Annotated in this window: 18 protein-coding genes; 12 read left to right on the forward strand and 6 right to left on the reverse strand. The window is 64.8% G+C overall.

Translation table 11 applies throughout. The features are described 5' to 3' along the window. Positions 1-1,998 (forward strand): ComEC/Rec2 family competence protein, encoded by a 1,998-nt coding sequence (locus tag ACQCS0_RS10765; RefSeq protein ID WP_354155036.1) that lies wholly within the window; start codon positions 1-3, stop codon positions 1,996-1,998. Beyond that, positions 1,932-2,948: a DNA polymerase III subunit delta gene (gene holA, locus ACQCS0_RS10770; protein WP_426939768.1), complete on the forward strand. Its 1,017-nt coding sequence runs from the start codon at positions 1,932-1,934 to the stop codon at positions 2,946-2,948. Before ACQCS0_RS10765 ends, holA begins: the two co-directional genes overlap by 67 nt. A 117-nt stretch (positions 2,949-3,065) precedes the next feature. Here the strand turns inward: holA and rpsT are convergent, their stop codons facing one another. After that, entirely contained in the window at positions 3,066-3,326 is a 261-nt protein-coding gene (gene rpsT, locus ACQCS0_RS10775; protein ID WP_056340153.1) for a 30S ribosomal protein S20, read from the reverse strand. 168 nt (positions 3,327-3,494) lie between these two features. After that, complete coding sequence (locus tag ACQCS0_RS10780; RefSeq protein WP_354155038.1) at positions 3,495-4,001, reverse strand: type II toxin-antitoxin system PemK/MazF family toxin; 507 nt, start codon at positions 3,999-4,001, stop codon at positions 3,495-3,497. A gap of 163 nt (positions 4,002-4,164) precedes the next feature. Here ACQCS0_RS10780 and lepA point away from each other — a divergent pair, with 163 nt between their 5' ends. Both lepA and hemW read left to right on the forward strand, forming a co-directional pair. Continuing rightward, positions 4,165-6,018, forward strand: coding sequence for a translation elongation factor 4 (gene lepA / locus ACQCS0_RS10785; protein ID WP_248760508.1), 1,854 nt, complete (start codon positions 4,165-4,167; stop codon positions 6,016-6,018). Positions 6,019-6,054: 36 nt separating this feature from the next. Continuing rightward, positions 6,055-7,284: a radical SAM family heme chaperone HemW gene (gene hemW / locus ACQCS0_RS10790; protein ID WP_354223246.1), complete on the forward strand. Its 1,230-nt coding sequence runs from the start codon at positions 6,055-6,057 to the stop codon at positions 7,282-7,284. A gap of 121 nt (positions 7,285-7,405) precedes the next feature. Here the strand turns inward: hemW and ACQCS0_RS10795 are convergent, their stop codons facing one another. Further along, a complete protein-coding gene (locus tag ACQCS0_RS10795; protein WP_185260611.1) occupies positions 7,406-7,825 on the reverse strand; it encodes a DUF4870 domain-containing protein in 420 nt (139 codons plus the stop codon). A gap of 129 nt (positions 7,826-7,954) precedes the next feature. Further along, a complete protein-coding gene (locus ACQCS0_RS10800; protein ID WP_354155040.1) occupies positions 7,955-8,803 on the reverse strand; it encodes a DUF3097 domain-containing protein in 849 nt (282 codons plus the stop codon). A gap of 147 nt (positions 8,804-8,950) precedes the next feature. Here ACQCS0_RS10800 and hrcA point away from each other — a divergent pair, with 147 nt between their 5' ends. From hrcA to ACQCS0_RS10815, 3 genes are all read left to right on the forward strand, one after another. Beyond that, a complete protein-coding gene (gene hrcA, locus ACQCS0_RS10805; RefSeq protein ID WP_354155041.1) occupies positions 8,951-9,964 on the forward strand; it encodes a heat-inducible transcriptional repressor HrcA in 1,014 nt (337 codons plus the stop codon). 77 nt (positions 9,965-10,041) lie between these two features. After that, positions 10,042-11,169: a molecular chaperone DnaJ gene (gene dnaJ, locus ACQCS0_RS10810; RefSeq protein WP_354155042.1), complete on the forward strand. Its 1,128-nt coding sequence runs from the start codon at positions 10,042-10,044 to the stop codon at positions 11,167-11,169. Positions 11,170-11,171: 2 nt separating this feature from the next. Continuing rightward, positions 11,172-11,972 carry a 16S rRNA (uracil(1498)-N(3))-methyltransferase gene (locus ACQCS0_RS10815; RefSeq protein WP_354155043.1) on the forward strand — a complete coding sequence of 267 codons (801 nt, stop codon included), beginning with the start codon at positions 11,172-11,174 and terminating at the stop codon, positions 11,970-11,972. Between the two features lie 9 nt (positions 11,973-11,981). Here ACQCS0_RS10815 and ACQCS0_RS10820 read toward each other — a convergent pair whose 3' ends face one another. Continuing rightward, positions 11,982-12,938 carry a GerMN domain-containing protein gene (locus ACQCS0_RS10820; RefSeq protein ID WP_354155044.1) on the reverse strand — a complete coding sequence of 319 codons (957 nt, stop codon included), beginning with the start codon at positions 12,936-12,938 and terminating at the stop codon, positions 11,982-11,984. Positions 12,939-13,324: 386 nt separating this feature from the next. On the opposite strand from ACQCS0_RS10820, the gene ACQCS0_RS10825 reads away from it, so the two are divergent. From ACQCS0_RS10825 to ACQCS0_RS10845, 5 genes are all read left to right on the forward strand, one after another. After that, positions 13,325-14,410, forward strand: coding sequence for a PhoH family protein (locus tag ACQCS0_RS10825; RefSeq protein ID WP_354155059.1), 1,086 nt, complete (start codon positions 13,325-13,327; stop codon positions 14,408-14,410). After that, positions 14,407-14,880, forward strand: coding sequence for an rRNA maturation RNase YbeY (ybeY, locus tag ACQCS0_RS10830; protein ID WP_282330709.1), 474 nt, complete (start codon positions 14,407-14,409; stop codon positions 14,878-14,880). Before ACQCS0_RS10825 ends, ybeY begins: the two co-directional genes overlap by 4 nt. After that, a complete protein-coding gene (locus tag ACQCS0_RS10835) occupies positions 14,877-16,208 on the forward strand; it encodes a hemolysin family protein (protein WP_426939769.1) in 1,332 nt (443 codons plus the stop codon). The genes ybeY and ACQCS0_RS10835 overlap by 4 nt, the downstream gene beginning before the upstream one ends. After that, positions 16,192-17,166 carry a GTPase Era gene (era, locus tag ACQCS0_RS10840; RefSeq protein ID WP_185260602.1) on the forward strand — a complete coding sequence of 325 codons (975 nt, stop codon included), beginning with the start codon at positions 16,192-16,194 and terminating at the stop codon, positions 17,164-17,166. The genes ACQCS0_RS10835 and era overlap by 17 nt, the downstream gene beginning before the upstream one ends. 98 nt (positions 17,167-17,264) lie before the next feature. Then, complete coding sequence (locus ACQCS0_RS10845) at positions 17,265-18,839, forward strand: LCP family protein (RefSeq protein WP_354155046.1); 1,575 nt, start codon at positions 17,265-17,267, stop codon at positions 18,837-18,839. Positions 18,840-18,909: 70 nt separating this feature from the next. Here ACQCS0_RS10845 and ACQCS0_RS10850 read toward each other — a convergent pair whose 3' ends face one another. After that, a complete protein-coding gene (locus ACQCS0_RS10850) occupies positions 18,910-20,862 on the reverse strand; it encodes a M13-type metalloendopeptidase (protein ID WP_354223248.1) in 1,953 nt (650 codons plus the stop codon). Positions 20,863-21,045: the final 183 nt, after the last annotated feature.

Raw genomic sequence — 21,045 nt, forward strand, 5'->3', positions numbered from 1 at the left:
GTGGCCGGGCGCAGCCCGTGGAGCCGCTTTGTTGACTCAGCCGTGCAGGGCCAGCGGGCTCCGGGAGCGTTCCCGGCTTCCGTGGGTAGGCCGGCCGTAACTCCGCCCTCCGGGTTTCGAGCCGTCGGTCTGAACCTCCGCAGGCTGGGTGAACGCGTTGGGCCGAAACTTCGGGGCAAGGAGCCATCGATTTCATCAGCGGATGCGCCGCGCCGGCGCACGGACGTCAGGCTGGCGCTGCCCGCCCTCCTCGTCTGGAGTGCCGCTGTCGCCGGTGTCTGGCTTACCCCAGGGGCGCTGGTAGGGCTCTGCTGCGGGTTGGTGCTGGTGGCTGCCTGTCTGTTGATCGGGGCATTGCGAGGCAGGGCGCTGGTGGCAGGCCGCCGGAGCTTTCTGATGACCACCGCGGTTGCCTTGTTACTGGCCGCGACCGCGGCTGCCCATTCGGCAGTCTCCTCGTCCCAACGCCACGACGGGCCGTTTGCCGAAGCTGCCGCGGCCGGGAACTCTGTGGTGGCCATCCTGGAAGTAACCGGATCCCCGCGTGCCATCACAGTCCCGGGCACTTCTGGGCCGCCCGCACGGTGGTCGGTAACAGCGCAGACAGCGGAGATTGCCGTCAGCAGCCAGGTCATCCGCACGCGTGCCCCTGTGGTGGTGATGGGCGGCGAGGGCTGGGGAGACCTGGTGCCCGGGCAGGTGGTCCGGACGGCCGGCAAGCTGAAGGCGCCCGTCGCAGGCCAGCAGGAAACCGCTGTCCTGTCGGCCTCCCTGCCACCCCGTACCGGTTCCGGGGCCGTCAGCAGCGCCGCAGTTGATGATGCCGATGCCCCGGCTTGGCAGCTTGTAGCCAAGGATCTGCGCGTCCGCTATGTCTCCGCTGCATCTTTCCTTGCCGCCGATCCGGCCGGTCTCCTCCCGGGCATGGTCACCGGAGATACCAGCGCCCTGGACGAAGGGCTCAATGCGGCGATGAAAACTGTGGGCATGACCCATTTGACCGCGGTCAGCGGAGCGAACTGCAGCCTGGTCCTGGGTGCGCTGCTGATCGCTGCACGCAGCCTTCGCCTGCCCCGGCTCCCTGCTGGGGGACTGGCACTGACCGGCCTGGCCATGTTTGTGGTGCTCGTGGGCCCGGACGCCAGCGTGTTGCGTGCCGCGCTGATGGGTGCAATCGCAGTGGCCGCGTTGGCAGGCGGCCGGACGGGCCGTGGCCTCAGTTTCCTCTCCCTCGCCGTAATGGGCCTGCTCCTGATGGACCCCGGCCTCGGTACCAGCTTTGGGTTCCTCCTGTCCGTACTCGCGACCCTGGGAATCATCGTCCTGGGCCGACGGATGATCGACTGGACCCCGGCAGTTATTCCACGCTGGGCAGCCGCGGCCTGCGCCGTTCCGCTCTCCGCGCAGTTGCTGTGCGGCCCGGTGATTGTGCTCCTGCAGCCCCAGTTCTCCACGTACTCGCTGCTCGCTAACCTGATGGCAGCCCCGCTGGTAGCACCGGTGACGTTGCTGGGAACGGCAGCGGTCCCAGTGGTGGTTGCTGCGCCGTGGCTGGCCACCGTCCTGATCGCCGTGGCAGGCACTTTCAGCGCCGGGGTGGCAGGCACCGCGCGGATCACGGCCGGATTGCCGGGGGCTGCACTGCCCTGGCCCGAAGGACCATTCGGACTCCTGACCATGGGGCTGCTCTCCGGGCTGACGTTTGCCATTGTGTGGCTATCCGTCAGGCCGCGGCAGGTGTTCCGGGGGGTCCGGGTACTGCACGCCCGGACCGAATCCGTGTTGGACCTATTGGAACGGCATCTGGGGGCCGCGGTGTCCCGGTGCCGGCCAGGCCGACGTTGGCCATGCCATCGTGACCCCGGCTTGGCGGCTGCGGCCCACCGTGGCAGGCTTAGACACGGCACCAGAATTTCCGGGAGGAATCCACCATGGCCGCAGCCCAGACCACTCGAACCAGGACTCCGGCGTCCAACACGGCCACCTGGCGGGACGTGACGCCAGCCGAAATCGTCCTCGTGGGCGGACCGGAGGAATACCTCGGCATCCGGGCCATGGACCATCTCCGCGCCCAGGTGCGAACGGCGTTCCCTGACGTGGAGGTCAGCCGCCTCGCAGCCGGCGCCTACGAAGCCGGAATGCTCGCGATGAATGTCAGCCCCTCACTCTTCGGTGAGCGCAAGCTGATCGAAGTCGAAGGCGTAGAAGGCATGAACGATGCTTTCCTGGCCGACGCGCTGACCTACCTGTCCCGCCCGGAACCGGACGCGGTGCTCGTCCTGCGCCACGCCGGGGGAGTCCGGGGCAAGAAGCTCCTCGATGCTATCAAAGCGGGCGGTTGGCCGGTGGTGGACTGCCAGCCACTGAAGAAGGACGCGGATAAGGCAACTTTCGTGTCGACTGAATTCAGGGCAGCCGGACGCAAGATCAGCTCGGACGCCGTACAGACGCTGGTGAACGCCGTTGGTGCCAACCTTTCGGAACTCGCGGCGGCGTGCAGCCAGCTGATCGCGGATGCCACGGGGGCAGTGACCCCGGACATGGTGGACCGCTACTACGGCGGCCGGATTGAGGCCACGGCGTTCAAGGTCGCGGACGCTGCGATGGCAGGAAACGGGCCAGTAGCTCTCTCCATCCTTCGCCACGCGCTTGCCACCGGAGCCGATCCGGTTCCGCTGGTGGCGGCGCTGGCGGCCAAGCTGCGGACGGTGGCTAAAGTTGCCGGCGCCCAGGGGTCCCCGGCGCAGATCGCCCGGGACTTGGGCATGCAGCCGTGGCTCGTGGAGCAGGCTCAGCGCGATGTGCGCCGGTGGACCCCGGAAGGCCTGGTCCGCTCCATCCAGGCGACCGCCGAGGCCGATGCCCAGGTCAAAGGTCTTTCGCGTGATCCCGTCTATGCCGTTGAACATGCCGTGACCGTCATTGCAACCTCTGTGCGCGGACACTGATTCCAGTTGGCTGCGGCTGCGTACGTAACGCTGACGTAGCGGCTGGTAACTTAAAGATGTGTGGCCGGCACCCATCGGGTGCCGGCCACAATCATCAGTTCAGGTGAACTGGAAACCTTACAGCGCGTTGACCTTCTTGGAGATGGCCGACTTGCGGTTTGCTGCGTTGTTCTTGTGCAGAACACCCTTGCTGACAGCCTTGTCCAGCTTGCGGCCGGCAACAAGCAGAGCAGCGGCAGCTGCATCCTTGTCGGTGGACTCAACGGCGGTGTTGACGGCGCGGATGGCCGTCTTCAGCTCAGACTTGACTGCGTTGTTGCGCAGGCGGGCCTTCTCGTTGGTAAGGATGCGCTTCTTCTGGGACTTGATATTAGCCACGTGTGAACTCTCTTTTTAATGCGGAAATGGTCTAGAGGGCTTTCAGATTGGCCATTGACTGAGCGGCGTGGGGATACCTATGGCGACCAACCATGAGTGGCCGTCGACCTGCACGGACACACAGCTATACAGAATAGCAGACCCCCCGCAGACTGGCCATTTGGCGGGTTACTTCCAGCCGTGTCGGCGCCGGATGCCTGCGGCCACCAGATCGAAGCGTTTCCGGTCCAGGACAGCACCTTCGCGCCGGATGGCGTCCGGTCTGATCTGCAGGATCCGTCCCAGGTTGGCCTCGCTGGGCCGCTGCTGGCGGTCCCAGCTGCCGGTCCCGATGTCCACGTAGTCTCCGGAGCCGTTGCCGGTATGGTCGTGGTCCTTGCTGGTGAGCATCACTCCCAGCAAGTACCGGCCGCTCGTGCCTACCAGCAGAACAGGACGGTCTTTGCCCCGGCTGTGGTCCTCTTCGTACGGTACCCAGGTCCACACGATCTCGCCGGGGTCGGGACTGCCGTCGGGCTGCGGGGCGTACCGTATGGCAGCCGTGCCGCCAAAGTCGCCAGGATAGATGGCGGGCGTGTCCGTTCCCACAAGTTGGGTTGGGCCGGGACGGAAGTTCTGCAGGACCCTGACGGAGATCCGGACGGCATTGGCCAAGGAGCGGAGGTTGAAAGTCATGGGCCAACACTATCGCCGGGCCCCCCGGGGCCGGTTTGACCTGGATGCAATACGATGCGCCCGGACGTGGGAGACTGGAGGTTCCAAATGTGCGGTCCAGCCGCAGGGTGCCTTCGGTGCGTCCTGGCGGCGGTCGCACGAATGTCAACAGTAAGGACCCTGCGTGTCTCCCATGGCCCGCACCGCCCCGGTGCCCGCCGCGACTGATCCGGCCATCATTCGGAATTTCTGCATCATCGCGCACATTGACCACGGTAAATCCACCCTGGCTGACCGCATGCTGCAGTTCACCGGGGTGGTTAAGTCCCGCGATATGAAGGCCCAGTATCTGGATCGCATGGACATTGAGCGCGAACGCGGCATCACCATTAAGTCCCAGGCGGTCCGCATGCCCTGGGAGCTCGACGGGACCAGTTACGCGCTGAACATGATCGACACCCCCGGTCACGTGGACTTCACCTACGAGGTGTCCCGTTCGCTGGCGGCCTGCGAAGGGGCAGTACTGCTTGTTGACGCGGCGCAGGGCATCGAGGCGCAGACTCTCGCGAACCTCTACCTGGCAATGGAAAACAACCTCACCATCATTCCGGTGCTGAACAAGATCGACCTCCCGGCAGCTCAGCCCGAGAAGTACGCGGCCGAACTGGCCAGCCTGATCGGCGGCGACCCCGACGACGTGCTCCGCGTCTCCGGCAAGACCGGCATGGGTGTCGAGGTGCTGCTGGACAAGATCGTCCGCGACCTGCCGGCCCCAGTGGGGGACCCAAACGCCCCCGCGCGCGCCATGATCTTCGACTCCGTCTACGATACGTACCGCGGTGTGGTCACCTACGTCCGTGTGGTTGACGGCATGCTGCACCCCCGTGAACGTATCCAGATGATGTCCACCCGGGCCACCCACGAACTCCTGGAAATCGGGGTGAGTTCCCCGGAGCCCACCCCTTCCAAAGGCCTCGGCGTGGGCGAAGTGGGCTACCTCATCACCGGTGTGAAGGACGTCCGCCTGTCCAAAGTGGGCGACACCGTCACCAACCTGGCCAAGCCTGCCACTGCCTCCCTTCCCGGCTACGCCGACGCCAAGCCGATGGTCTTCTCAGGCCTGTATCCGCTGGACGGCACGGACTATCCTGTGCTCCGCGATGCGCTGGAGAAACTGATGCTTAACGACGCCGCACTGGTCTATGAGCCGGAAACGTCCGCCGCGCTGGGATTCGGCTTCCGGGTGGGCTTCCTCGGCCTGCTACACCTCGAAATCACCAGGGAGCGGCTCGAACGCGAATACAATCTGGACCTGATCTCCACGGCCCCCAATGTGGAGTACGAGGTAACGCTGGAGGACAAGAAGGTGGTCCACGTGACCAATCCCAGCGAATACCCCTCCGGCAAGATCGCCGAGGTCCGCGAGCCTATGGTGGCCGCCACCATCCTTGCTCCGAATGAGTTCGTGGGCGCCATCATGGAACTTTGCCAGAGCCGCCGCGGTGTTATCGGCGGCATGGACTACCTGTCCGAGGACAGGGTCGAAATCCGGTACCGGTTGCCGCTCGCTGAGATCGTGTTCGATTTCTTTGACATCCTTAAATCCAAGACCCGGGGCTACGGCTCGCTCGACTGGAAGGCTGACGGCGAGCAGGTGGCCGACCTGGTCAAGGTGGACATCATGCTCCAGGGCGAACAGGTGGATGCCTTCTCCGCCATCACGCACCGCGAGAAGGCTTATGCCTACGGTGTGATGATGACCGGCAAATTGCGCGAGCTTATTCCCCGCCAGCAGTTCGAAGTACCCATCCAGGCTGCCATCGGCTCCAGGATCATCGCCCGGGAAAGCATCCGCGCCATCCGCAAGGACGTTCTGGCCAAGTGCTACGGCGGCGACATTTCCCGTAAGCGCAAGCTGCTGGAGAAGCAGAAGGAAGGCAAAAAGCGCATGAAGATGGTGGGCCGTGTTGAGGTTCCCCAGGAAGCCTTTATCGCTGCGTTGACCACTGACGAGTCCAAGGACAAGGCCAAGAAGTAGTGATCACAGTGGCCGGCAACACCGGAGGCCCCTGCAATGCCTAGCATCCTTCCGCTCGGCGACCCGGCGCCGTCGGACGGTCTGCTGCCCGCCCAGGCAGTGGACGGTGCGGCACGCCGGGCCTTCGGACTGTACGTGCATATCCCGTTCTGCGCGGTGCGCTGCGGATACTGCGACTTCAACACCTATACGGCCACCGAGCTGGGCGGCGGAGCGTCGCAGGACGCCTACGCCAGCACGGCTGTGTCCGAAGTCGACTTTGCCGCCACCGCCCTGCGGGACTCCGGTCTGCCGGACCGTCCGCTGAGTACAGTCTTCTTTGGCGGTGGCACTCCTACGCTGCTCCCCGCGGAAGACCTCGCCCGGATCCTGACTGCCGCCGTCGGGCACTGGGGCCTGGAACCCGGCGCCGAAGTGACCACCGAAGCAAACCCGGACTCGGTCACCCCCGCATCACTGCAGGTGCTGGCCGACGCCGGTTTCACCCGGGTGTCCTTTGGCATGCAGTCCGCGGTACCCCATGTCCTGAAGGTCCTGGACCGCACGCACACGCCCAGCCGTGTGCCGCAGGTGGTCCAGTGGGCTCGGGACGCCGGACTGGCCGTGAGCCTGGATCTTATTTACGGGACGCCGGGGGAGTCCCTGGCGGACTGGCGGTTCTCCCTGGAGACGGCGCTGTCCTATCAGCCTGACCACATCAGTGCCTACGCGCTGATCGTGGAGGACGGCACCAAGCTGGCCGCCCAGATCCGCCGTGGTGAAGTCCCTGGAATCGACGACGACGACCACGCCGACAAGTACGAACTCGCCGACGAACTGATCGGCGCGGCGGGCCTCAGCTGGTATGAGGTCAGTAACTGGTCCCGGACGCCGGAGCAGGCATGTCGGCATAACCTGGCGTACTGGCGGGGGGACGACTGGTGGGGCATCGGACCCGGTGCACACTCACACGTCGGCGGAGTGCGGTGGTGGAACGTCAAGCACCCCACGGCCTACGCCGGACGGCTCGCGCAGGGGCTGTCACCGGCCGCCGGGCGGGAAACGCTCGACGCCGAAACCCGTGATGTGGAGCGCGTGATGCTTGAGGCCCGGCTCGTGTCGGGGCTGGCAACGTCAACGTTGGGTGAACACGGCCGGCACGCCGTGGCCGGGCTCATCGCGGACGGCCTGGTGGAGCCGCCGGCAGCCTTCCACGGCACGCTGGTTTTGACCCTGAAGGGGCGCCTGTTGGCCGACGCCGTGGTCCGCAGGATCCTGCCGGACTAACAGTGGTGGGCCCACGCCCGCAGGGTTCCCTGGCCGAGCCTGCGAGCTTAGCGCGGCGGTCCCTTCCCAACACTCGCAAGCTCGCGTCGGGGCCCTCGGGACGCCGCTTAGCGGGTGGGGACTACTTGATCCAGCGCAGGTTGTACTGGTAGCGGTGCGGCTGGCCCTTGTTGACATGGATGCCTGCGGCCACCGAGAAGCAGGTCAGGGCAATCCAGATCAGGGTGGCGATGACAGCGAAGATGTTTCCCACCACCGGAATAAACACCAGGACATTGGCCACCAGCGCAGCAATGGTGGGCGGCAGGCTGAAGTTCAGTGCTTCCTTGGATTCCTGGGCGGTAAACGGCCCGCGCTCACGGAAAATCAGGTAGATCAGCAGGGACGGAACACAGCCGAGAATCCCGCCGAAGTGCGCCAGCGTGGCCCACTGGCGGTCTTCGCTGGCCGTCAGCGGCAGCGCATTTGCCGGAACGCCCTGGTACTCGGAACGGCCCTGGCCGCCGTGATCGTCCCGGTGCTCGCGTGCGTTTTGTGCCACGGTTTTCTTCCTTCGAAAGTGCAATGGTGCTGGGTTGGAGAGTGCCGGACTGAAAGCAACTGCAGCGCCCGCAGTACCAAGAATACTGGTTCGGCCACCAAATGCCGCCGCGCGGAGCCGGATCCGGCGTTAAGGCACTGTCAGGAAGTCGATGACTTCCTCCACCCGCCCGAGCAGTGACGCCTCCAGGTCCGCATAGCTGCGGACTGCGCCCAGCAGCCTTTGCCAGCCAAGCCCGATATCTTCCTTCGTGGAGTGCGGCCAGCCGAATGCTGTCAGGATGCCGGTCTTCCAGTCCTGCCCGCGCGGCACCACCGGCCACTGTTCGAGGCCCAGGACCGCGGGCCGGATGGCTTGCCACACGTCAACGTAAGGATGACCGACGATAAGAACGTTGCCGGCAGCGCCGGGGGAAGCCAATACGGCGGCAGCGATGCGCGACTCCTTCGAACCCGGCACCAGGTGGTCCACCAGGACCCCCAGCCGGCGGCCGGGACCGGGACCGAACGCGGCCACCGCCCCGGCGAGGTCATCAATGCCATGCAAAGGTTCGACGACGATGCCCTCAACGCGGAGATCGTCACCCCAGACCTTCTCCACCAGTTCGGCGTCGTGCTTTCCTTCCACCCAGATTCTGCTCGCCTTGGCCACTTGGGCACGCTGGCCGGCCACGCGGACTGAGCCGGACGCCGTCCGGCCGGCCACCACGGGGGCGGCCTGCCTGGGCGCCGGGGGAACGAGCCGGATGGGCTGCCCCTCCAGGAGGAACCCGAAGCCGAGTCGGAAGGACCGGGACTTTCCTCGCCGGTCTTCGAGGGCCACCACATGCATGCCGCCGGACTTCTCCACCCGGGTCACCGCTCCCACCCAGCCGGACTGGACATCTTCAAGGACCATGCCGCGCGCCACGGGAACCTCAGGAAGTTCGCTCCTGACGGGCGCGGTGATCTCCTGCGGACCCCAGTTCTGGTAGTGCATGGATTGATTCCGCCTCGCCGCTAGATCCTGGCCCGGAATTTCGCCCGGAGCGGTACCAATGCTAACAACGGGGTGACTCATATTAGACTGTTAGCACTTAGGCATGTCGAGTGCTAACCCCGCAGCGATCACGGATGGAGGTGGAGTATGAGCGAGCCGCGCAAACTCGAAGTACTGCGCGCCATCGTGGAGGACTATGTGCACTCCCGCGAGCCAGTGGGTTCCAAAGCGCTCGTGGAACGCCACCACCTTGGCGTGTCCAGCGCCACCATCCGCAACGACATGGCGGCTTTGGAAGACGACGGCCTGATCACCGCCCCGCACACGAGCGCAGGAAGGATTCCCACAGACAAAGGCTACCGGCTGTTTGTGGACCAGATTTCAGCGGTAAAGCCGCTTTCCCAGGCGGAACGGCGGGCAATCCAGGCGCTGCTGGAGGGTGCAGACGATCTGGATGACGTCCTGGACAGAACCGTCAGGATGCTGTCGCAGCTGACCAACCAGGTCGCCGTCGTGCAGTATCCGCATCTGAGCCGCGCCACCATCCGCCACATCGAATTCGTCCTGCTTGCGCCGCAGCAGGTACTCGTGGTCCTCATCGCCACCACCGGCAAGGTAGAACAGCGTGTGATCGACGTAGGCCTGGACCTTGGCGACGACGCCGTCGCGGCGTTGCGGGCACACTTCCTCGGATCCCTCGCGGGCATCTCGCTGAGCCGACTGGCGCCCTCGCTGCCGGGGGTCGTTTCGTCCGTCAGCCCGGGCCAGCGTGCGGCGGCCCAGGCATTGGCCCACGGGCTGGAAACGCTCGCCCACAACACCCGCGAGGAACGCATGGTCATGGCCGGAACAGCAAACCTCGCCCGCTCCAATGTGGATTTTCCGCTCAGTATCGGACCAGTCCTCGAAGCCCTCGAGGAGCAGGTTGTCTTGCTGCGCCTCTTAGGCGACATGGCGCAGGATCCGAGGGGGGTGGCAGTCAGTATCGGGCGTGAAAACCCGTACGACGGGCTCGCGGAAGCCTCCGTGGTGGCCACGGGCTACGGACCAGACAGCACCGCCAAGATCGGTGTGCTGGGCCCCACCCGGATGGATTATCCCACCACCATGGCCGCCGTCAGGGCAGTAGCCCGTTACCTTTCAAGAATTCTGGGTCCGTAACAGTACTACGGTCCAGGCACGAAGAGCAGTGCCGGCAGCCCGCCTGCCGGCAGTACAACAAGGAAGAGATACGAACTTTGAGCAGCCACTACGACGTCCTCGGAGTCTCGCCGGAAGCCACCGGGGAAGAGATCAAGAAGGCCTACCGCAAGCTGGCCCGCACTCTTCACCCGGATGTAAACCCCGGGGATGATGCTTCGGACCGCTTCAAGGCCGTGACCCACGCCTACGAGGTACTTTCGGACCCGCAGAAGCGCCGGATCTATGACACCACCGGCAACGAGAACGGAACCGACAACGGGTTCGGCGGCGGCGGATACTCCGGCCAGGGCTTCGCGTTCCAGGATATCTTCGACACGTTCTTCGGCGCGGGCGGCTCCTCCGGCCCCGCGTCCCGGGTCCGCCGCGGCCAGGACGCACTGATCAGTGTCCGGATCGAACTGCGCGATGCCGTGTTCGGCGTCAACCGGAAACTCGAAGTGGACACCGCGGTCACCTGCCCCACCTGCAACGGGTCATGCTGCCGCGAAGGCAGCCACCCTGTCCGCTGCGATATCTGCGGCGGCAGCGGCCAGGTTCAGCGTGCGGTGCGCTCCATCCTGGGCCAGGTCATGACGGCGGCCCCGTGCGGCAGCTGCGAGGGGTTCGGGACGGTTATCAAGGACCCTTGCAACGAATGCAGCGGACAGGGCCGCATCCGCAGCCGGCGGTCCCTGACCATCAAGGTGCCCGCCGGAGTTGCCACAGGCACGCGGATCCAGCTCTCCGGGCAAGGCGAAGCAGGCCCGGCCGGAGGACCATCCGGGGACCTCTATGTGGAACTACGGGTCAACAACGACGCCACCTACGCCCGCGACGGCGACGACCTGCACGCAACGCTGCACATTCCGATGACAGCCGCCGCCCTGGGCACCGAGCTGTCACTGGAAACCTTTGACGGACTGCAGGAGATCGACGTCAAGGCAGGCACGCAGTCAGGGGAGATCATCACGCTCCGCGGACTCGGCGTGACGCACCTGCGCGGTTACGGCCGCGGGGATCTGATGGTCCATCTGCAGGTTGAGACGCCAGCCAAGCTGGATGCTGCGCAGGAGGACCTCCTGCGGCAGCTGGCGAAGCTTCGGGGCGAGCAGTTCACGGAAGGCAAACTGGCAGCCAGCGGCGGCGTCTTTGCCAAGCTGCGGGACCGGTTCGGTAACCTGTAGCGGTGAGCAATCCCGTTTTCTTCAGCGGTGCCGGGTCGCTCGACGAGCTGGTGCCCGGTGCCCGATTTGTCCTTCAAGGGCCGGAGGCACGCCACGCCGTGACCGTGAAACGGCTATCTCCTGGAGAGTCCGTGGACCTTGCCGACGGCGCCGGAAAACGGCTGACGGGAACTGTTGTCTCGGCGTCGCCTGCAGAGCTTACCGTGCAATGCTCCGCCGTCTCCGTGGAGGACCGGCACGACATCCGGCTGGTGCTGGTGCAGGCCCTCGCCAAGGGGGACCGCGACGAACTGGCCGTGGAAACGGCAACCGAACTCGGGATTGACGCCGTAATTCCCTGGCAGTCCGAGCGCTCAATCGTCCGCTGGAAGGGCGAGCGTGCGGCCAAGGCCCACGCGAAATGGCAGTCCGTGGTCACGGCGGCCGCCAAGCAGGCACGCCGCGCCTGGATCCCCGAGGTGCGCGCCGCCGTCGAAACGGCAGGCCTTGTGGCAGCAGTGGCGGCAGCGGATCTGGCCGTAATCCTGCACGAAGATGCTGTCCGGCCGCTCCGGTCCGTCCTGGAATCATGGCAGGGTGCCCAGGGTGCCCAGGGTGCCCAGGGTGACGCCGGAGCCCAGGAAATTCTGCTCATCGTTGGCCCGGAAGGCGGAATCAGTCCCCGCGAAGTCACCCGGCTTTGCGACGCCGGCGCCATGACGGCCCTCCTGGGACACCACGTCCTCAGGTCATCCACGGCCGGACCGGCGGCGGTTGTCCTGGCGAGCGATGTCCTGGGACGCTGGACAGCGCCGGTCTCCTGAAGCGGCCTGCTACCGGACGCTGAAGTTCCGCGTGTCCAGATTCAGCTCCTGGCTGCTGCCGGCCGTCTCCACCTGCGAAACACGGAGCTCATAGTTCCCGGCGGACAGGCTCAGCGCAAGCGTGAACACTCCTGCCTGTGCCGCTTCGGCCGCTGCAGTGCTCTCCCCCGTGAGGTAGGGCGTCTTGTTCCCGTTCGCTTCGGCCCGCAGGATCTGCCAGCGAAGTTTACCGCCCGGAACCGTGCTGCGGCCGGTGATCTTGACGCTTCCGCCTGCAAGGTCTGTCCCTTCCTGCGGATCGATGATCCAGACAGGCGCCACCATTCCGGCAGCCCGGGACATGGGGTCGCCAAGCTGGACGTGGTTGAAGGCAATGTAGTCGGTGTGGCTATCCACCAGGATCCTGACCTGGATCTGCTGTCCGGAATCGATCAGGCCGGAACTCGCGGCCGCCGCCGTAGCGGTAAAGACCAGCTGCTGGATAGCGCGGCCGGCCATGTCAGCGTCGAGATTGCTGTTAAAGGCATCCTCCGAGACGTCGACGGTAATGACGTTCTTGCCGGAGATGGAGGAGGCGAGTTTCTCGGGATTCTGCCAGGGCGTGAAGAAATCCGGGTCAAGCGGCTTCTCCGACATCATGGCCCGCAGGGCGCGTGTCACGGGATTCTCCTGCTCCGGCACGTCCCGGAACTCCCGGTACAGGAACACGTTGTTGTTGCTTCGGCCAATCCAGTAGACGGGTGCCTTGTTGGAAGACTGTGTGGTTTCCAGGGGCGCGCTGGTGGAGGGGCCCCCGGGTGAGCCGGTGGCCGCCTGGCTGGGGTTTGCCGTCGGGGTGGTCCCGGGATTGGGCTCCGCGATGCAACCGGTGAGAAGGAGGAATGCTGCCAGTAGACCCAGGAGGCGTTGCGGACGGAAGCGCGGTGCGGCGCGTCTGGCAGTAAGGGGGGTCGCTGTTTCCGGCACTCTCGTGGCCTGTCCTTTCCCGGCTGTGAAATGGTGAGGCCTGGGCCCCGTGAGCCGGTCCCCGGACGGCTGTGATTTCCAGCATGGCATAGCCGGTTCTGCCAAAAGCACCAAATTCCGGCTGCCGGCGTAACTGCAACGGGAACGATACGCGCCTGATATGAAGTTGATACCTAATGACAGCAACCGTCCCGCAGCACGGCGGTGACGGGCACCCGTCCCGGCGACCGCCGGGCGCTGCCGGGAGGTGCCGGGAGGTGCCTCCTAGCGTAAGATGGAAGGACTCCGCTGGCTCCTGCGTGCTCGGCAACAGCCCCGCCCACACAGCAGCCGGCGGCACTTTAAGTTTCGAACTGGAGGAGACCACAGGCCTGCGGGCCAGCACCATGACTGAATCAGCGAACGGAAAGCGCCGGCTCAATACTGACGGCGCCGCCGCAGAATTCCCCCATTCACTTCCTGGTGTCCGGACGGAGGTGGTTCTCTTTGACAACTCCGACCAGATGGTCCAATCCCTCGGCAGCCATGACGAGGCCCTGCGTTACATCGAAGAGCAGTTCCCGTCGGTTAACTTCCACGTTCGTGGAAACGAGCTATCCATCAGCGGCCCCGCCAACGAAGTTCCGCGCATTATGCGGCTCCTGCACGAGGTGCGCGGCCTCGTGGCCCGCGGCACCGTCATCAGCCCCGCGGTGCTGCACCAGCTCGTAGCGCTGCTGCGCAGCCAGTCATTGCAGAACCCTGTGGATGTCCTCACCCATGACATCCTCTCCAGCCGGGGGAAGACCATCCGGCCCAAAACCCTGAACCAGAAAAACTACGTGGACGCGATTGACGCGAACACCGTGATTTTCGGGATTGGCCCTGCAGGCACGGGTAAGACCTACCTCGCGATGGCTAAGGCTGTCCAGGCCCTGCAGCAGAAGGAAGTCAGCCGAATTATCCTGACCAGGCCCGCGGTCGAGGCCGGCGAGCGGCTGGGATTCCTGCCGGGCACACTGAGCGACAAGATCGATCCCTACCTGCGCCCGCTGTACGACGCGCTGCACGACATGATGGACCCCGAGTCCATCCCGCGGCTGATGGCGGCGGGAACCATCGAAGTGGCGCCGCTGGCCTACATGCGGGGCCGCACGCTCAATGACGCCTTCATCATTCTGGACGAAGCACAGAACACCACACCGGCACAGATGAAGATGTTTCTGACGCGCTTGGGCTTCGGGTCCAAAATGGTGGTCACCGGCGACGTCACCCAGGTGGACCTTCCCTTTGGTACCCGGTCGGGCCTGCGGATCGTAGAGGAGATCCTGCAGGGAATCGAGGGCGTGAACTTCACCGTTCTGGACTCCACTGACGTGGTCCGTCACCGTCTTGTGGGTGACATCGTGCGTGCCTACAGTCTCTGGGACGACGTCCAGCGGAGCAAAGTCAATCACTCAGTGACCCGGGAAAAGCGGGGGGAAAACGCGTGAGCATTGAGGTCAACAACGAATCCGGCATCCAGGTTGATGAAGCCGCGCTCGTGGCACTGTCCCGGTACGTTTTCGAGCAGTTGTTTATCCACCCGCAGGCTGAACTCTCCATTCTCCTGGTGGATGAACCAGCCATGGAAAAGCTCCACATCGAACTCATGGACGAGCCCGGATCCACAGATGTGCTCTCGGTTCCCATGGACGAACTGACTCCCGGTACGCCGGACCGGCCCACTCCACAAGGGATGCTGGGTGACATTGCCGTGTGCCCCCAGGTGGCGCAGGTGCAGGCAGTCAACGCCAGGCATTCCCTGCAGGATGAGATGCTGCTGCTGACCACCCACGGAATCCTCCACCTGCTCGGCTATGACCACGCGGAGCCCGAGGAAAAGGAAGAGATGTTCGGCCTCCAGCGCCAGCTGCTTTCCGGCTTCACCGGCAAAGAAGCACCCGCCGAGACCACGCAGTGACGCCTCTGCTCCTTGTCGGCATGGCCCTGGCGTTCCTCAGCACCGCAGCAGTCCTGACCGCAGCCGAGGCCGCGTTCACATTTCTTTCCAGGCATGACGCGGAAGACGCGCTGCTGAAAAGCCGCGGAAACGCCATGCAGCGCATCCTGGCCCAGCCGGTGGCCCACATCCGGGCCTTGAGGTTCTGGCGGGTCTGGTTCGAGATGGCTTCAGCCGTGGCGGTGGCTGTGCTGCTCCACAGCCTGCTGGACAACGTCTGGCTGGCTGGGCTTGCCGCAACCGGGATCATGGCCTTGCTCGGCTTCGTCATCGTGGGAGTTTCCCCGCGGCAGATCGGCAGGCTCCATTCGGCCGCGGTGGTCCGGTATACGGCGTCGCTGATCAGGTTCCTGACGTGGGTCCTCGGTCCCATTCCCGGGTGGCTTGTGGCACTGGGCAGTGCCGTCGCTCCCGGCGCCCATGCCGGTGATGACGCGTTCTTCAGCGAACAGGAATTCCGCGAGCTCGTGGACCGGGCCTCTGAATCGGACATGATCGAAGACACCGAAGCGGAAATGATCCAATCAGTCTTTGACTTCGGCGATACCCTGGTGCGCGCCGTAATGGTGCCCAGAACCGATATCCTCAGCATCGACGCCGGTTCCAGCCTCAGACGGGCAATGTCGATGTTCCTGCGGTCGGGCTACTCGCGGATCCCCGTGATCCGCGACAACACGGACCAGATCCTCGGAATTGTCTACCTCAAGGACGTTGCGGCTACGCTTCACGAGCTGGGGCCCGACGACGAGCCACCCCCGGTCGAAACCTTGGCCCGCGAGGTGCGGTACGTCCCGGAGTCCAAGCCGGTCAGCGACCTCCTCCGGGAGCTGCAGAAGGAGTCTACCCACGTGGCCATCGTGATCGACGAATACGGTGGCACGGCCGGCCTTGTCACCCTCGAAGACCTCATCGAGGAAATCGTCGGCGAAATCGTGGACGAATATGACACGGAAAGCGCCGAGGCCGTGGCCCTGGGCAGTGGTTCGTACCGCGTGAGCGCCCGGATGAGCATCGATGACCTCGGAGAACTGTTCGACATAGAGCTCGACGACGACGAAGTTGACACCGTGGGCGGGCTGCTGGCCAAGGCACTGGGCCGCGTTCCCATTGTGGGCAGCCGCGTGGAGGTGGATGGCATCTCGCTGCTCGCCGAACGGCTCGAGGGCCGCCGCAACCGCGTCAGCCACATCATTGCCGCAGCAGCACCAAAGACAGACACTGACCTTGAAGACGTCCTCGACGAGGCGGAAGCAACCCAGCAGGGAGTTCCACGTGAGCAAGAAAAATAGTCGTCCGGCCAGCCCGGATTCAGCCGCAACAGAGTTCGGCGGATACAGGGCGGGCTTTGCGGTCCTCGTGGGGCGGCCGAACGCGGGCAAATCAACCCTGACGAACGCCCTGGTGGGCCAGAAGGTGGCGATCACTTCCGCCAAGCCGCAGACCACGCGGCACACCATCCGAGGGATCGTGCACCGCGATGACGCCCAGTTGATCCTGGTTGATACGCCTGGCCTGCACCGCCCCCGTACCCTGCTGGGAAAACGGTTGAACGAACTCGTCGCCGACACGCTCGCCGAGGTCGACGCGATCGGCTTCTGCCTTCCCGCCAACGAGAAGATCGGCCCGGGCGACAAGTACATCGCCGCGCAGCTCGCAGCCATCGGCAACAAGCCGGTCATCGCGGTCGTCACCAAGGCGGACACGGTGGACCGGCAGGCGCTCACGGAGCAGTTGCTCGCCGTCGCTGCATTGGGCAGGGATGTCATAGGCGAGGACGGCTGGAAAGACATCGTGCCCGTTTCCGCCACCGACGGGTTCCAGGTCGACACCCTCGCAGACGTCCTGATCAGCCACATGCCAGCATCGCCGCCCCTGTATCCGGATGGCCACCTGACGGACGAACCCGAAGCTGTGATGATCGCGGAACTCATCCGGGAAGCGGCCCTCGAAGGTGTAAGGGACGAACTGCCCCACTCACTGGCGGTCGTCGTTGATGAGATTGTTCCGCGTGAAGGCCGGCCCGAAGACAGGCCCTTCCTCGACGTCCGGGTCAACCTTTATGTAGAGCGTCCGTCGCAGAAGGCCATCATCATCGGCAAAGGCGGCGCACGTCTCCGCGAAGTCGGTACCACCGCCCGCAAGGGGATCGAGGCGCTGCTCGGCGCCCGAATCTACCTTGACCTGCATGTGAAGGTGGCAAAGGACTGGCAGCGTGACCCTAAGCAGCTGGTCAAGCTGGGTTTCTGACGCGGCCCTTACACCATGCCCCGGCCGGTCGTCGGGAAGTTCCCAGACTGGGCAACTAAAATAGGCCGGGTTCAATTTTTTCGAGGAAGGTACCACACATGGGGCGAGGCCGCGACAATCGCGAGTACGGAGCTGACGCGTCAGCCGGGACCGGTCCTGTCTCCCGCCACGCTGATGCCACAGCCGTCGGCGTTGCCCGGCATCTCGGCTCCCGCAGCCGGATGCGGGCGTGGCTGAAGGTGACTACCGCAGTGGTGACCATCCTGGTGGTCGGCGGTCTTGGTTTTGCCGGGTATTGGTATTTTCGGCTTCAGTCCAACATCACGACTGCGCCGCTGAACGCCGGTGGCACCGCGAACCCCGAGGCAGACAAATCGGCGCGGATGCAGATCCTGATCCTGGGCTCGGATACCAGGGACGGCGCAAACGCGGAGTACGGCTCTACGGACGACTCAACCGGGTACGGCAAGTCCGACGTCATGATGCTGATGGATGTCTCGGCCGATAACAAACGCGTCAGCGTCATCAGCTTCCCCCGGGACCTGCTGGTCGATATTCCGGAGTGCACCGATCAGAAGACCAAACGGACGTATCCTGCCCGCAGCGGTGTCATGATCAACGAGGCCATGAATGAAGCAGGAATCGGCTGCGCCGTAGACACGGTCAACAAACTGACTGGCCTGGAGATCGATCACTTCATGATGGCGGACTTTACCGCAGTGAAGGAACTTTCCAACACGGTGGGCGGCGTTGACGTGTGCATCAGTGACGCCGTCTACGATCCGGACTCCCGGCTGCGCCTGCCGAAGGGCACGTCCTCGGTCAAGGGCGAAATGGCCCTTGCCTTCCTGCGGACCAGGCACGCCTTCGCCGACGGCGGCGATCTCGGCCGGATCAGGGCACAGCAGGGATTCCTGTCCTCCCTTACGCGCAAGATCAAGGACGACGGCACACTGTCCGACCCGTCTAAAATGCTGAACATTGCCGATGTTGTGACGAAGAACCTCACCGTGGATGAGGGGCTGGCCTCCGTGCCGTCGCTCGTGAGTATTGGTAGCCGGCTGAAGGACATCGACATCAGCAAGGTGGCGTTTGTGGCCGTGCCCAACACGCCGGCAACCACGGACATCAACCGCCTGCAGATTGCGGAGCCCGCAGGGTCACAGCTGTTTGCAGCGCTCCGCGAGGACGTGGACCTCACGGATCCAACAGCTCCCACCACTCCTACCCCGGCGCCGACAGAAACGACAGCCCCGCCCACAGAAACAGCCCCGGCTGTGCCGCCTTATGACAAGGCGCTGCAGCCAGTCACCGTGGCCAACGGCAGCGGCATCCCGGGACGCGCCCAGGAAATCGTGCAGGCCTTGATCACCGGCGGTTTCACCCAATCCGGGCCACTGCAAGCCGCACCTGTCGCGCAGAGCGTTGTCTACTACGGTCCTGAATTCGCCGACGTCGCAGCCGATGTGGCTGCGCTGCTCGGGATCCCGGCCGTCCAGGTCCAGCCGGCACCCCGCGTCGCCGGAGTCCAGGTCTACCTTGGAACTGACTTCACCGCCGGGGCAACCTACAGCGCCGGTGCGGGCACCGCCCTGCCAGAGGACATCGTCAACCAGACGGCCGGCGATACAGTGTGCCAGCAGGCCAACCCGGTGCTGATCGTCCAGGACTGACGGCAAAACCCAGCAGACACCGGGAGGCGGGGCCTGGATGCCCCGCCTCCCGGTGTCTCTGCCGGGAAGATTACCAGATGCTGACGCGGGCTTCCTGGGGCATCCACATGCCGTCCTGCTCGGTCACGCCAAAGGCCTCGTGGAAGGCGTCGAGGTTCCTGGCGATGGCGTTGGTTCTGAACTCGTTGGGGGAGTGGGGATCCGTAGCGAGCCTCCTGATGGCCTCTTCAGACCGGATCACCTGCCGCCAGCCGGCCGCCCAGGACGCGAAGAACCGCTGCTGCCCCGTCAGCCCGTCCAGCACCTCGGGTTCCCTGCCATCGAGGCTGAGGAGATAAGCCTTGTAGGCGATGGTCAGGCCACCGAGGTCGCCGATGTTTTCCCCGAGGGTTAGCTTGCCGTTGACGTTGTGCCCTGGCGCGGCATACGGCGACAACGCGTCGAACTGTGCCACCAGCTTCGCCGTGAGCTCCTCAAAGGCCGTCCTGTCCTCCTCGGTCCACCAGTTCCGCAGCGCGCCGCCGCCGTCGAACTGCGACCCCTGGTCATCAAAACCGTGGCCGATCTCGTGGCCGATCACCGCTCCGATGCCGCCGTAGTTGACGGCGTCATCGGCGTCGGCCGTGAAGAACGGTGGCTGCAGGATGGCGGCTGGGAAGACAATCTCGTTGAGCATCGGGTGGTAGTACGCATTCACCGTCTGCGGTGTCATAAGCCACTTGTTGAGGTCCACCGGTTTGCCCACCTCATCCAGGTGGCGGTTGACGTCGGCGTTGTGGGCCCGCTCGACGTTGCCCAGCAGGTCCACCGTGTCGATGTCCACAGCGGAGTAATCGATCCACTGGTCGGGGTAGCCGATCTTGGCGCGGAAAGCCTCCAGCTTCCGCAGCGCCTCAGCCTTGGTATCCGCACCCATCCACCCAAGGCCGGTGATGGACTGCCGGTAAGCCTCGATCAGGTTGGCCACCAAGGTCTGCATGCGGGCCTTGTGGGTTTCAGGGAAGTGCTTCGAGACGTAAATCTGCCCAACGGCCTCACCGAGTGCGGCCTCCACGACGGCGACGGCCCGCTTCCAGCGGTCCTTGTTTCGGGGCGTGCCGCTGATGGTTGTTCCGTAGAAGGCAAAGTTGGCGTCCACGAACTCAGACGACAGGTACGGCGCAGCACTGTTGACGACGCGCAAGGCCAGCCACTCCTGCCACACGGAGAGCGGTTCGGAGTCCAGCAGACCCGCGGCCCCGCTGAAGAAATCCGGGGTGCTCACGACGATCTCACCGCGTTTGTCGGCGTCGATCCCGGCAGCTTCGAACCAGGTGTTAAGCAGCGGGAACAGCGTGGCTGCTTCCTCCGCGGACTTGAGGTTGTAGGTCTTCTGCGGGTCCCGCAGGGTGACGTTGTCCCAGTGGTGGGAGGCCAGGCTGGTTTCGAGGGCAACGACGCGTGCGGCCGCAGGTTCCGGATCCGCCACTCCGGCCAGGGTGAACATGGTCCTGACATGCTCGCCGTAGGCCTTGACCATGGGGGTGAACTTCTCTTCCCGGTAGTAGGACTCGTCCGGCAGTCCCAGGCCGCCCTGGCCGGTGTAGAGCAGGATGCGGTCCGGGTTGCCAGCGTCCGGAGCCGGGTAGATGTAGAAGAGCCCGGAAACGTCTGACCGGAACAGGCGCCCGGCCAAGGCCATAAGGTCGGCAACCGTGGTGGTGGCGAACACGTCGGCAAGGCGACCGCGGATGGGCTCCATACCCTTGGCCTCCACGGTGGCTTCGTCCATAAAGCTGTTGTAGAGCTCGCCGACCTTCCGCTCTATCCCGCTGGCGGCCTCACCTTTGGCGGCTGCTTCCTCGATGATGTCCCGGACCGCGATTTCCGCTCCGTCACGCAGTGCGGTGAATGTTCCCTCGAGTGGCCGGTCATCCGGAATTTCCGTGGCCTTGAGCCAGGACCCGTTCACGTGCTGGTACAGGTCGTCCTGCGGCCTGACGGTGTGGTCAATGTTGGACAGATCGATCCCCGAGATGGGCACAAAAGCTCCTTCGTGTGACGTGCCGCGGCCGGCGCTGGCACCGGCGCGGCGTCTGCATTGTGGACGATAAGGACGGTGGCGCCCTCTCATCTTACGCACGCGTGCTACCCTCAAATGGTGCGCGCAGAACTGCTCCTTCTTAGCTGCCGCGGCGAGGCCTCAGACGCGATCTAGCGCAAGGCC

Origin of the sequence: Pseudarthrobacter sp. S6 (genome assembly GCF_050156575.1) — a bacterium.
Taxonomy (GTDB): domain Bacteria; phylum Actinomycetota; class Actinomycetes; order Actinomycetales; family Micrococcaceae; genus Arthrobacter.